The sequence below is a fragment of the Micromonospora sp. SL1-18 genome (assembly GCF_047921505.1).
In the GTDB taxonomy this organism is placed as follows: Bacteria; Actinomycetota; Actinomycetes; order Mycobacteriales; family Micromonosporaceae; genus Micromonospora.
The window spans coordinates 85,807-98,647 of record NZ_JBLROA010000001.1 but is presented as its reverse complement, the minus strand read 5'-3'; the positions used below and the strand labels follow the sequence as shown (position 1 = coordinate 98,647).

Below are 12,841 nucleotides of genomic sequence, written 5' to 3'. Positions count from 1 at the left end.
CCTTCTCCAGGTCGGTCAGGCTTGGCGTGAACTGCTCGGGGATCGTCGCCGTGGCCGCATCGGACCACGTGAGCAGCGTCAGGACGAGCTGCCGGCCGGGCGGGTCGAGCGTGCAAAGCTCGTGCCTTACCGCGCGCTCGACCGTCCACCGGTCCACCATGCAGGCGGCCTCTCTGTGCAGCGCCGCCAGCGCACGTCGCCCGAACTGGCGTACGATGCGCGTGCGACCCGTTCTCCGTTCCGGGTACGTCCATTTCGGCCCCGCCAGATGACCGCCTGGCGGGGCCGAGACGTTTTCCGGCACCCTACACCCGCTGTGTACGGCCGCAATGGGAACCAGCGTGTGCATACCTACGCCGCCTCGTCGGCCTCTTCGAGGACATCCCACGGGTCCCACACGATCTTCCGGTTGGTCTTCTCGGCCCAGGCGTAGATCGTCATGAGCTTCCACTGCGGATTGTTGCTGACCTCGCCGTCCTCCTTCGGCAGCTGACCCTTCGACCGCCACTGATACGGCGTGTTGTCCTTCACGCCGAACATGCGAACCAGCTCCTTGAGCCCCACCATCGAGGGGATCTCCACCGGGCCCGGCGTCATCAAGTCGGCTGCGATCCGCCGAGTGACCGCCTTCAGCTTCGCCTGGTTCACCTTCACTGTTCCTCTCCTCCCACGGCCGGATGCCATACAACGTCAATGTACGGCACCGGTCGGGGACGGTCAGGCCGCCACCCGGGCGGCGGCGTGCGGCGCGGTGCGCAGCAGGTCCCGCGCCAGGTCGAGCAGCGGGCAGCGGTCGAGCAGGTGCACCCGCCCGTCCGAGAAGATCGACGGCGGCTCCAGCGGCACCTCGTCCATGAACCGCACCCCGAACTCGCGGCGGATCTCCTGCGCCACCTTGTCGTGCATCCACGTCGGCACGAACGCCCACCGCACGCCCTGCTCGGACAGCTTGGCGGCGACCCACCGGCTGGCCATCGGGTTGCGCTGCGCGTTGGCGACCAGCAGCACCAGGTCGCACTGCCGGGCCGCCTCCACCTGGCCGTCGTCCAGCGCCCGGTCCAGGTCGATCACCTTCACCTCGGCCGCGTACCGCTCGACCGCTCGCAGCGGCCGGAACGGCTCGTCGACCACCCGCAGCTCGTCGGCCGGCGTGCCCAGCCGGTCGTCCACGCCGCCGCGCCCGGCCGCGTCGACGAGCAGGGCGCGCCGCCCCTCCTGGGCCGCGACCAGCGCCAGCGCCACCGCCAGCGTCGTCGCCCCGGCGCCGCCGTGGCCACCGACCACGCCGATCCGCGCCTCGGCCGCCTGGCCTACGGCGGCCTCGGCGACCAGCTTGCGGACGGTCTCCGCGCCGTACGGCAGTCGGTACAGCAGCACCTCCGGGTACTCGGCCTGCCAGGCGCCGTACGCGTCGGCCAGCCGGTCGCCGGCCAGCTTCGCCGGGGCGACGACCACCATCCCCGGGCGTGCCGGCATCCCGGCCGCCAGCGGCTGCACGCGGGCGTCGACGACCACGAGCGCCGCTCCCCGCCACTGCGCGAGGGTCGGCTTGCCGACCACGACGTCCACGGCGGCGTCGCCGAGGGCGTCCACCACCTCGTCCACGAACTCGTGGCCCCACGCCACGACCAATGCCTTGCCCACTCCAAACCTCCTGATAGGGGCGGCGATACGTACAAAGACATTGTATAGAACTCGGGCCCTGGCGTCAATATTGTATGTACGGCGGCGCGGCGCTTTGCTCGCCGTCGGCGCGGGCCGCTATGCTGGTGTCTCCACGTGAACGCAGCGCAGCCCCGGATTTCGCGATCCGGGGCTGCGCTGTTTCCAAGGCCAGGTCAGACGGTCAGTAGACGACCTCCACGATCACCAGGCCGCTGCCGCCGGCACCACCCGACCGCGACGTCGCCTGCGCGATCGCGCCGCCACCGCCACCACCTGGACCGCCCGCGTTGTTCCCTCCCGCGTTGGCCGTCACCGGGGCCGGCCCGCCCGCCCCCAGGATCGAGTCCCCACCGAACCCCGCGAACACCTGCCGGTTGTCCAGGGTCCGGCCCGGACCGCCGCCCGCGCCGATCGAGTTCCGCACGTTCCCGCCCGACGCCGCGCCGCCGTAGCCCCGGCCGCCGCTGGTGTCCGTCGCGTTCGCCGTCACCCCGCCGCCGCCAGCGCCACCGCCCGCCGTCCACAGCCCGCCGAAGCTCGTCGCCCCGCCGGCCCCACCCGACGCGCCCGCAGCACCGGCCGCGCCGACCGCGCCGACCGTCACGTCCACCTGGGACGGCAGCTCCGCCGCCGCCCACACGCTCTCGCAGTACCCGCCGGAGCCGCCTCCGCCGCCCGCGCCGTTGCCGCCGGTCGCGCCGGTCACCCCGCCGCCGCCACCGCCGCCGCCGACCCCGTACGACCGGATCCACCGCGCGCCGGCCGGCACGTTGAACGTCCCGCTCTGCGTGAACGTCAGCACCGGCCCCACGGGCCCGGGTGAGCCGACCAGGCCGACGATGTGGTTCCCGGCCGGCGGCGTCTTCAGCACCATCACCCGGGCGTGGACCGGAACCGCGCCGATCATCGACGTCACCCGGATCGCCTGGGTGTCGCCGTCGTGCAGTGCCCGGATCGTGCCGTCGCTGGCCACGTTCGTCACCGTCGCCGGTCGCAGCCGCCACGTCAGGCCCAGCCGGACCGCCTTCTCCAGCACGGCCTCGGCGAGTGCCTTCACCGGCACCGCCAGGCCCGGCACCTTCCCGTCGCTCACGCCTCCCCGCCTTCCGTCTCCGGGTACGCCCGCCGCAGCGTGTGCCGCATCTCCCCGCCCGGGGCCAGCGGCATCGTCCAGGCCACCTCCAACCACCGCACCCCGTCCCAGCGCACCACCTCGTACGCGTCGTGCCGCGGGTCTACCGGCGTGCTCAGCTCCACCACCTCGTACACCGTCTGCTGGAGCCCCAGCGTCCGCGCGTACACCGTCGCCTGCGCCTGCGAGCGCACCTGCACGTCGACCGTCTTCGGCAGCACGAACCCGCGCTGCGCGATCGAGTGCGGCGCCGACGCCGGCACGTCGTACACCCCGACGACCGGCTCCGTCTCCGAGCCGGGGTCGTTCGACACCACCACGAACCGGTTCGGCGCGGTCAGCAGGTCAGTCCCCCGCGAGATCGCCCCCCGGATCACCCGCCGGGAGGCGTCCAGGTCGATCGTCACCGCCTGGTCGGCCGGCTCGAACGCCCGCCGCATCCGCAGCCAGCCCCGATGGTCGAACCACGGCATGAAGTACCCGCCCGACGCGGCCAGGTCCCGCAGCGCGTTCGCTCGCGACGTGCCCGGCGACCAGGCGGCCACCGACGTGAACTCCGTCGCGTCGACCACCAGCTGCCCGATCGGCAGCCCGTCGACCAGCCGCGCCGCCACCTGGTCGACGAGCTGCCCGCCCGCGTCGAAGCCGACGTCCAGCTCCTGGTCGACCACGAACATCTCGTCCAGCAGCGTCAGCGGCGCAGTCGACCCGGCGCTGGTCACCAGGTCCGACGAGTCCGACACCAGGTAACGGCCCAGCCGGTACGAGGTGCCGTCGCCCAGCACCATCCTGGGCGCGATCCGGTCGGTCAACTGGTTGATCCGCTTCGCGTCGTCCACGCCGAGGGTCAACCCGGACAGCCGCCGGGGGATCGTCGACGTGCTGTCGTGGCTCAGGCTCGGCGAGGTGTCCCGCAGCGGCGTGAGCTCACCCCGGCGCACGCCGGTCCGCCCGTCCATCAGGTCGAACCGGAACGACGCCGACCGCTGCCCGCGGTGCGCGGGCAGGTCCAGCAGGTCAGGCGGGGGCGCAGATACCACGGCCGTCCACCTCCCACACGTTGCCCTGCGCGTCGGCGAACCGCGTCGTGCCGGCCGGCTGCACCTCGAAGGCGGGGGCGGCCAGCACCGGCCCGTTGACGCCCTGGCGCACCTCGGCCCGGGCCAGTGTCACGTCGCCGGTCAGCACCACCGCCAGCTGCCCGGGGTCGAGCGTCGGCGGCTCCGGGGCGGTCGACCAGCTGCCGAACTGCTGCCACGCCACCCCGTCGTCCGAGGCGTAGAACGTCGCCGCCCCGCTGCCGCCGACGTCGTTGCGGTACGTCACCCGTAGCCACTGCCGCTGCCGGGTCGCCACCATTTCCCGTGTGCTCCTGCACGAGTTGACTGCGCCGCCGCCCCACAGGTTGAGGCAGGTCGACCCCGAGTCCGCGGTCAGCTTCCACCCGGTCGACGCGGTGCTGTCGGTGCGCGACAGCTCGGCCGTCCACTGGTCGCCGGTCGGCCGCAGCTCCACTCGCAGGTCCAGGTCGTTCGACGCCGGCTGCCTCACCGACAGCTCGGCGACCTTGACCGTCGGGGCCGCGTTGGTGTTCCCGGCCGTCAGCACGCCGCGCACACCGACCTGCCCGACGCCGACGATGGCGATGTCCCTCGCCGACTGCTCCCACCGGGCCATGGCCTGCCCGTCCGGCCACACCGCCACCCGGACCGCCGCGTCGCGGACCTGCAACCGCATCCGGTACCACGGCCCCGCCTGGTAGGACAGCGCGGCACCGAACCGGTCCTTCACGGTCGCCAGCGCTGTGACGTTCGTCAGCGCGCCGCCCACGATCCGCTCCAGCGCGACGCCCAGCTTGCCGTCCGTCTGCGCGGCCAGCCGCGCCCGGTAGTGCGTGTTGCCGTTGACGTGCCGGCCGACCAGGTACGCGTTGATCGGCTGGCCCGTCGCCACCGCGCTGAACTGGAAACGCGCCTGGACGTCGACGTCCTTCCAGCCGGCGCCGACGACGGCCGTTCGGGGGCCGCCGCCGGCCACGTTGATCGTCGCCGCCTCGGCGGCCACCGAGAAGTCCGCCGCCGCACCCTCGATGATCGTCCAGCCGTTGCCCAGGTCGCCCGACACGTTCCGGTCGAACAGGTCCCCGAACACGGACGGGGCGAGGCCGGCCGCCGGCACCGGCGTGGTCGCCGTCACCGACGACACCTGGCCCTCCGGCCGCAGGCCCTCGCACGCGGCCGGGCCGCCGTCCAGCGGGGCCGGCGTCGCCGTCACCTCCACCACCTGCACCTGCGCCAGCTGGAGCTGCCCCGCCTTGCGGCGCTTCACCGACGCCGACGGCACCAGCAGCGTCGACAGCCACCGGTTGCGCAGCTCGTCCCGCACGCACACGTACGGCACCGTGTCCCACGCCAGGTCCCGCAGGTCGGTGAAGCCACGGTCCATCGTGGCCGGCGGCACCGCCGCCGTGTTGACCAGCACCGTCCGGGTGAACTCGACGCCACCGCGCTCCAACGGCCGGAACGCCGTCCTGAAGTCCCGGTCGAACATCTCCTGCAGCTCGACCTGGCCCGCCTCGGGGAACGTGAACTCCTCCACCGACGACCGGTCGAAGTTCTCGACGTACGCCAGGTTGCCGGCCGGGTTGTGGTTGCTGGTCAGGATCAGCACCCCGGTGTCGACGTTGCGGCCCTCCACGCCCGGCGCGGCGATCGTCGCCGCCACCGGCGGCGACCACGGCCCGGCGATGCCGAGGCGGTGCATCATCCTGATCCGGTACCGCGACTCGACGCCCACCCGCGCCTCGTAGTCGTCGACCGCCGTCACGCTCGGCTCGACGACCTTCGCGATCGTCTCCCACTCGTCGGCGGCCATCGTGTCGTCCTGGCGCTGCACCTCGTAGTGCCCCCAGCCGCCCACCACCGCTGAGTTGACCGCCAGCCACGACAGCCGGTGGTAGCGGATGCCGGTCGGGATCTTCGCCGCCGGCCGGGTGCACTGGTCGTCGACGACGGTCAGCGGCTGCACCGCCGGCTGCACATCGAGGCCGAGCACGGCGTCCATCTCCTGCGCGAACATCAGCGTCAGGTCGGCGCTCTGGTCCCGCTGCCCGTCGTACGCGGCGTACACCTGCTGCGCGTCGCCGTAGGTCGCCGAAGCGAGGTTGTTCGTGGTGGCCTCGGTGGACGGGTCGGCGTCAGCGCCCAGCACCTGCCACGGCGCCTGCGGGTCCGCGTTGCTCGTCCACGCCCACCACGTCACGTCGCCCACCCCGTTCGACAGGTACGGGGCGGGCAGCCGGACCGTCACCTCCCGCCAGCCGTCCGCGATCTCCGGCAGCGCGTCGAACTCCTCCACCGTGATCCGCGCCGGCGCGCTGAGCCGCACGTCCAGGTTGGTGCCGTCGACCATCGCAAGCTCCAGCGGGTCCAGGGTGCCGGGCAGGTGCCGCGCGTAGAAGCGGGCCCACACCCAATCGCCCATGTGCGACTCGACGACGTGCTGGAAGGTGTCCCACGCCGTTCTCGCCCTGGACACGCTGCCCACCACCTGCTTCATGTAGGTGTGGCCGCTGCTGTCCGCGCTGCCTGGCGCGACCGCGCCGGTCAGCAGCAGGATCGACGGCATCTCCTGCACCGTCTCCACCGTCGGCGTCTGCCCGGCGCGCAGCGTCTTACGCAGCAGCACGCCGCGGTGCGCCGGGAACGGCTCGACCGGCCCCAACCGGTCCAGCTTCACCGGCACCGGCGACGCCACCGACTTCTGCCCCCCGTACGCCTGGCCGACCGTGACCGCGTACTCCCGCCCGGCGGTGAGCTGCACGTCGGCCGCGTTCAAGCCGAGCAGCGGAACCTCGAAGAAGAACCCGGTGACCGCGGTGGACCCTGTCGGGATGACGGTGCCGGGGCCCTGCGAGACGTCCAGGCCGCCGCCCCCGAGCCGGTTCTCCACCCCGTACGTGATCTCCAGCGCCAGGTAGTGCACCTTGAACACCGCGCCCGCCGCGGCGGCCGCGCTGGACTGGAGCCGCACGTTGATGTTCGTGCCGCCGGACGTCGCCAGCGCGTCCAGCCCGGCGGCGCCGTTGCCCGCCTTCACCCGCCACGGCACCCGGCCCCGCTGCGTCGTCGGCGCCGCCGCCGTGTCCCACCACGGGTTCAGCTCGCCCAGCCGGGAGCGAACAACCGCCGTCCCGCCGTTGTGCTCGGCGGGGCCGTTCAGCGTCTCGTCCATGATCCAGTTGAGGCCGGCCGACGGGCGCTCAAGGCCGAGGGTCACCGCTGGGGCCAGGTCGGCGAACGGGCCCGAGATCACGTACAGCACGGACACGTCGAGGATCCGCTGGCCCTGCAGCTTGAAGGTCGTCGGCGAGTACGTCGTCGCGAACCAGAAGCGGGCGGCCGCATTCGGGCCGGTCAGGGTGACGTATCGCGGGTCCGCCGGGTTGCTCACCGCGTCGTACGGCGTCGACCCCCCGCCGGCCAGCGCCGCGCCGGGCAGCAGGGACCCCTCCCCGCACGGGATGACCAGCTTGCGGACGGGGCCGGTGCCGGCCACCCGGTCCGCCGGGTACACGTTGACCAGCAGCTCCTTGCGGTCCGCCAGGCCCGGCGGCGGGCTCGCCATGTGCAACCGGACCCGCCGCAGGCCGCCCGCTGCCGGGTGGGTCGTGCGGGCCCGGAACGTGTAGCCGACCTCGCTGGCCGTGTCGAGCTGCACCGTGTCCGCCACCAGCGGCGCCCACTGCATCCCCAGCACGTAGGGCCGGTCAGGGTTGTACTCGCCCACTCAGATCGTCCTCACGGTCGTGGCCACGTCCCTGCGGGCCAGCGTCTCCATCACGCCTTCGCCGACCGCCCGGCCGGTGTCCAGCGCCTCCTGCCGGGTCGGCAGGACACCCTCGAAGGTCACGCGGATCGCGTCGCGCCCGAACACCACGGACGCGCCGCCACCGCCATCGCCGAGCAGCCGCAGCAGCCCGGACTGCTCGGCCAGCTCCCGCGCCCGGCGCGGCCGGGTCAGCGGCACCACCACCTCGTCGCCGGCCTCGCCGCCGACGAAGAGCGTCGGCCGCCGCAGGATCGCGCCGTCCGCCAGCGCCGGGATGCGCGGCAGCGATCCGGGGAGCTTCGCGTCGATCGACGCGATACCCGAGTTGATCTTGCCGATGACCCGGTTGATGAACCCCTTGATCGCGTTCGTGATCGACCCGGCGACGTCCCCGATGAACCCGCCGACGTTCTTCAGCCCGTTCATGAACCCGCTGATGAGGCTCTTGCCCGCCGACACGAACTTCCCGGCCAGGCCGGACAGCCGGCTCGGCACGCTGCTGATGAACGACACCAGGGCGCTCACGCCGCTGGACGCCGCGCTGCGCGCCGCGCTCATCGCCGACGACAGCGCGCCCGCCATGATCCCCGGCAGCCGCGACAGCCCCGACATGATCCGGCCGGGCAGCCCGGTCACGAACGACACCACCGCGTTGATGCCGGCGAGCGTCAGCGCCTTCGCGCTGGCCCACACCCGGGTGAAGAACCCGGCCAGCAGCCCCGGCAGCGCCCGGATGCCGGCCAGGATCAGGCCGGGCATCTGCGTCACGGAGAAGATCACCAGGCCGATGCCGACACCGACCGCCTGCAACGCCATGTCGAACGCCGACGAGAACAGCCCCATCAGCAGGCCCGGCAGCGACGCGAGGAACGAGCCGATCTTCCCGGGCAGCTCGGCGAACCATGTGCCGATCGACTGGAAGAACCCGACCACCGCGTTCCACGCCGACGAGAACGCCCCGCCGATCGCCGAACCCACGCCGGCCCAATCGATCGCCGACAGCCACGCCTGCACCTTGCCGAGCCATTCGGCCACACCGGACAGCGGCGACAGCAGCCACGTCAGCGCGCTGGCGATCGCCGAGATCAGCGGCGCGATGGCCTGCGCGGCGAGGAACTGCAACAGGATCGCCGCCAGCTTGATCAGCGGCGCGACCAGGGTGATCGCCATGGTGGCGACCTGCGCGAGGAGCTGGATCAGCGGCGTCAACGCCACCATGACCTCGACCAGCGGCGGCAGCAGCGACACGATCATCGGGACCAGCGGCATGATCGCCTGCACCACCGTGGCGATCAGCGGACCGATCACCCCGAGGACCGGGGCGAGAGCTCCACCCAGCGCGGCGACGACCTGGCCCAGCGGCGGACCCAGCTGGGTGAACAGCTCGGCGAGCACGCCAGCGACCGGCGCCAGGACCGCGGAGAGCGTCTGCCCGATCTGGAGCAGCACCGGGCCGAGCGCGTTCACCAGCGGGCCCAGCAGCGGACCCAGCGCGCTCAGCGCGGTGGCCAGCGGCCCGACCAGCATCGTGATCAGCTGGCCGATGACCGGCAGCACGGGCGCGAGCGCCATCGCGATCGACGCGATGACCTGCCCGATCGGCCCCAGCGACGGCGCGAGCGCCTGGATGCCGGACGACAGCGCGGAGAACACCGGGCCGAGGGCGGGGCCGAGAGCGGCGATCGCCGGCCCGAGGGCCGACGCCAGGGCCTGCAACGCCGGCACGATCGCCTGCGCGATCGGCATGAGCGCCGGCACCAGCGACTGGCCGATGATGCCGAGCAGCGTCCCGAACACCGGTGACAGCCCGGCCGCCAGGCCACCCAGCGTGGCGAACAGCCCTTGCAGAGCCGCCCCACCCTCCGCCGACGACAGGAACTGCCGCAGCGCGCCGGTCGCCGTTACCAGCGTCCCCAGCAGCCCGCCGGTGCCGGCCTGCGCGTTGGCCGCCGCGAACACCGAGCTGATGATCGACCCGACGTTCAGCCCAACCGCGCCGAGCTGCCGCATGACGCCCAGCGCCGTCTGGATCGCCGCCGCCGCCTGGCCGCTCTGCGCCATCGACGACAGCCACGCCCCGAACTTCACGCCCAGCCCGCCGGCCACACCGGACAGCTCGCGGATCGCCGGCAACGCCACCACCGCCAGGTCGCGGAACCCGGCCAGCACCGGCCCCACCGAGACACCCAGGTTCGCCACCGCGGTCCGCGTCGTGTCGAGGACCCCGCGCAGCGCCGACACGGTGGCGCCCTGGCGGGCGAACTCCAGCGCCTGCCGCGCCGCGTTCCCGTACTCGGCGGCGACGCCGGCCAGACCCACGCGCAGGTACCCGGACAGCGCCGACGCGGTCGCCTGGATCTGCCCCACCAGCGGGGCGGCGAACGCGTCCTGCGTCGCCGTCTTGATCGACTTGAGCGCCGGCTGGATCGCCAGGAACTCCCGAGCCACCCGCTGCGCCTGCGGCGACAGGTCCACCAGCGCCTTCTCGAACTTCTTCATGTCGCCCTCGACGGCCGCGGAGAACGCGTCCCCGAGACCGGAGATGGCGACCTTCAACGCCGCCATCGCCGACGCGCCGACCGCCATCGCCCCCGGCAGGGCGAACGCCGCCCCGGCGGTCTGCGCCAGGGCGGCGGCCAGGCCGATGACCTGACCGGCCGATGCGGCGGCCGCCGCGCCGAGCCCGGTGATTGTGGCGACCCTCAGCGCCTTGCCCAGCCCGGCTTTCAGCTGCGGCGCGAACTTCCGCACGTCGCCGATGATCTCGATATACGCCTTGCCTAGCGCCACGTCCCCAGCGTAGGCCAGTTTCGGCGGTCGCAGTCGTCCACTGCGGCCGTACAGACGTGCGGACGAACGAAGGGCTCCGGTGACGCAACCGGAGCCCTTCGCGGGCGCTCATCCAGCGAGCCCGACCCGTCCCGCGCGCCGAGTCTTGCCGCACAGCGTAGCCACCACGCCGGACCAGCCGAAAGCCTCACGCATACCGCCCACCGCCGTCGCCGCCTACCCTCACGGCAGGCCGCGTGCCAAACTGGCACCGTGCCAAGCCCCGGAGGTGCAGCCCACGTGATCAGCCCCCTCGCCCGACGCCTTCGCCTCGGGCAGGCCATCCGCGAGCTGCGCGAGCAGCGCGGCATGACCGGCGCGACCCTCGCCCGCCATGCCGGCCTGGACCGCACCGCAGTGTCGAAGGTGGAGAACGGCGAGCGCCGTCCACTCGACACCGTCCTGCGGATCCTCGACGTGCTGCTCCCCGAAGGCGAGGAGCAGTACCGGGCGCTCCAACGGGTCGCCCGCGACGGCCTGGCGAAGGGCTGGTGGACCGAGGCCAAGTACGGCGGCATGGGCGCCCGACAGGCCCGCACCGCCGAAATCGAGTGCGGCGCCCGCACCATCCTCGAGTACCAGAACAACCTGCTGCCCGGCCTGCTCCAGACCGAGGCGTACGCCCGCCACCGGGGCCAGGTCTCGCTCGACGACGGAGCGGACTTCGACCTCAGCGGCACCGTCGCCGGCAGACTCGCCCGGCAGCACCAGATTTCCGGCCCCGACGGGTCGGAGTACGACGTCGTGCTGGAACCGCAGGCCATAGAGCGGCTGCCCGTGCCGCCGAAGATCATGCGGGAGCAACTGCACCACCTGCTCACTCTGGCCACGACCAGGGACAACGTGAGCGTCCGCGTCCTGCCGGTTGACGCCCGGCTCGGCCGCGGGGCAGTTCCGCGCTCGCCGTTCTCCCTGTACGCCTACCCGGACCCCGAGGACCTGACGCTGGTGGCCGTCGACACCGTGTGGGCCGACCTGCTGGTCACCGAGGCCCGGGAGGCGCAGCGGTACGCGCGGCTGTTCGAGCAGCTGCGTGAAGCCGCGCTGTCCCCCGAGGACAGCGCGGAACTCATCCAGAAGGCGGCCGACGCGCTGGCCGCCGAAGCCTGACCAGGGAGTCCCCCATGTCCGATCCCGAGTTCCGCCCCTGGCGGAAGTCCACCAAGTCCGACGGCGGCTCGAACTGCGTCGAGGTGTCCGACGCTGTCGGTGGCAGCACCATGCTGGTCCGCGACAGCAAGGACCGCAGCGGCCCGATCCTGACCTTCGACAACACCGGCTGGACGTCGTTCATCGCCGGCGCGAAGGCCGGGCAGTTCGACCTGGGCTGACCGCCACCACCACCCACCCGAGGGGCCGGCACCGGAAGGTGCCGGCCCCTCGGCGCGTCCACGGCAGACACGCCGCGTCAGTTTCCGCGCGCCCCTTGTGACATCGACCGGCTCCGTGCCATGCTGGCACCGTGCTAGCCAGCACAGTGCCAGCCCGGCACAGTGCAACGCATGACCACCATCGAGAACCGCACCCCTGGGGGCAGCTCATGGTCCAGGCAGGACACCTGTCACACGCAGCACCACCACCGTCCACGCTGGTTGCTGGCGACGTCCCACCGCCGCCGCCCGGCGAACTGGTCCCCCACGAGGGCTACATCGTCTTCACCGGCCGGGACCACCGCGAAGCCTTCGCCGGCTACGTCCTCGCCGTGCACCTGCCCGGCTCGTCGCACATCGAGGTGCAGGCCTGGCCGCCCAAGGTCAAGGTCCACCGCCGCTGCACCTGGTGCAGCTCCCCGTTCCCCTGCATCGCCGTGCAGTGGGCCAACGGCGCCATGAACTCGGAGGGGCCGGCGGATCCGGCAACCCCGGCCCCTCCGCGCCACACCGTGCAGCCCGACTGGAACGCGCCAACCGAGATCATCTGGCCGGTAACCGGGCTGCTCACCACCCCCGCCCAGCAGTTCCGTGGCAAAGGAGGCCGCCGGTGAACCGCATCCGCACCGCGAGCCGGCTGCCCGCCGACGCCATCACCACCCTGCCCGGCAGCGTGCTCTACCGCGCCGCCGTCGACAGCTACCTGCGCCACCGGCCCGGACCGCAGGGCGTCTGCGCCTGCGGGCAGCTCGGCTGCCGGTGCCGCTCCAACGCATCCCGGGTGATCGAGGCGGCAGGGGTCGAGCCGTCGTCGGTCACGGCCGCCGACGCCGCGCCGAAACCGTGGCACGAGCGGCCCGTTCCGTCCGCCGTCCCCGCAGGGGGTGCCGGGGCGGCGCAGTGGCCGGCAAACCCGACGGGCGTCGCGTCATGGCCCGGCGTGGCCCGGCCGGCACTGGCCGGGGGGCAGGCGGGGGGTGACCGCCGCCCCCCGGCGCACGGACCGTGGTGAGGC

At 73.0% G+C, this 12,841-nt stretch carries 10 protein-coding genes; 4 read left to right on the top strand and 6 right to left on the bottom strand.

The genetic code is table 11. The features are described 5' to 3' along the window. Positions 1-351: 351 nt before the first annotated feature. The 6 genes from ACNAW0_RS00505 to ACNAW0_RS00480 all read right to left on the bottom strand — a co-directional run bounded on the left by ACNAW0_RS00505 (position 352) and on the right by ACNAW0_RS00480 (position 10,417). Positions 352-654 carry a hypothetical protein gene (locus ACNAW0_RS00505; protein ID WP_416285620.1) on the bottom strand — a complete coding sequence of 101 codons (303 nt, stop codon included), beginning with the start codon at positions 652-654 and terminating at the stop codon, positions 352-354. A 63-nt stretch (positions 655-717) separates the two neighbouring features. Further along, entirely contained in the window at positions 718-1,644 is a 927-nt protein-coding gene (locus ACNAW0_RS00500) for a hypothetical protein (RefSeq protein WP_416285619.1), read from the bottom strand. Positions 1,645-1,846: 202 nt separating this feature from the next. Further along, positions 1,847-2,758 (bottom strand): hypothetical protein, encoded by a 912-nt coding sequence (locus tag ACNAW0_RS00495; RefSeq protein ID WP_416285618.1) that lies wholly within the window; start codon positions 2,756-2,758, stop codon positions 1,847-1,849. Continuing rightward, positions 2,755-3,837, bottom strand: a complete 1,083-nt coding sequence (locus ACNAW0_RS00490; RefSeq protein ID WP_416285617.1) for a hypothetical protein — start codon at positions 3,835-3,837, stop codon at positions 2,755-2,757. The genes ACNAW0_RS00495 and ACNAW0_RS00490 overlap by 4 nt, the downstream gene beginning before the upstream one ends. Beyond that, positions 3,815-7,585 carry a hypothetical protein gene (locus ACNAW0_RS00485; RefSeq protein WP_416285616.1) on the bottom strand — a complete coding sequence of 1,257 codons (3,771 nt, stop codon included), beginning with the start codon at positions 7,583-7,585 and terminating at the stop codon, positions 3,815-3,817. Before ACNAW0_RS00485 ends, ACNAW0_RS00490 begins: the two co-directional genes overlap by 23 nt. Next, positions 7,586-10,417: a hypothetical protein gene (locus ACNAW0_RS00480; RefSeq protein ID WP_416285615.1), complete on the bottom strand. Its 2,832-nt coding sequence runs from the start codon at positions 10,415-10,417 to the stop codon at positions 7,586-7,588. A gap of 279 nt (positions 10,418-10,696) precedes the next feature. On the opposite strand from ACNAW0_RS00480, the gene ACNAW0_RS00475 reads away from it, so the two are divergent. The 4 genes from ACNAW0_RS00475 (at position 10,697) to ACNAW0_RS00460 (ending at position 12,838) form a co-directional block, all read left to right on the top strand. After that, positions 10,697-11,566 (top strand): helix-turn-helix domain-containing protein, encoded by an 870-nt coding sequence (locus ACNAW0_RS00475; RefSeq protein WP_416285614.1) that lies wholly within the window; start codon positions 10,697-10,699, stop codon positions 11,564-11,566. Between the two features lie 14 nt (positions 11,567-11,580). Then, a complete protein-coding gene (locus tag ACNAW0_RS00470; protein WP_416285613.1) occupies positions 11,581-11,787 on the top strand; it encodes a DUF397 domain-containing protein in 207 nt (68 codons plus the stop codon). A gap of 209 nt (positions 11,788-11,996) precedes the next feature. After that, on the top strand, positions 11,997-12,440 hold the full coding sequence (locus ACNAW0_RS00465) for a hypothetical protein (protein WP_416285612.1): 444 nt from the start codon (positions 11,997-11,999) through the stop codon (positions 12,438-12,440). Beyond that, entirely contained in the window at positions 12,437-12,838 is a 402-nt protein-coding gene (locus ACNAW0_RS00460; RefSeq protein ID WP_416285611.1) for a hypothetical protein, read from the top strand. The genes ACNAW0_RS00465 and ACNAW0_RS00460 overlap by 4 nt, the downstream gene beginning before the upstream one ends. Positions 12,839-12,841: the final 3 nt, after the last annotated feature.

Bases quoted from the DNA above. Each gene is read 5' to 3' on its own strand.
- ACNAW0_RS00465 (WP_416285612.1), top strand. From the start codon at position 11,997: ATGGTCCAGGCAGGACACCTGTCACACGCAGCACCACCACCGTCCACG.
- ACNAW0_RS00470 (WP_416285613.1), top strand. From the start codon at position 11,581: ATGTCCGATCCCGAGTTCCGCCCCTGGCGGAAGTCCACCAAGTCCGAC.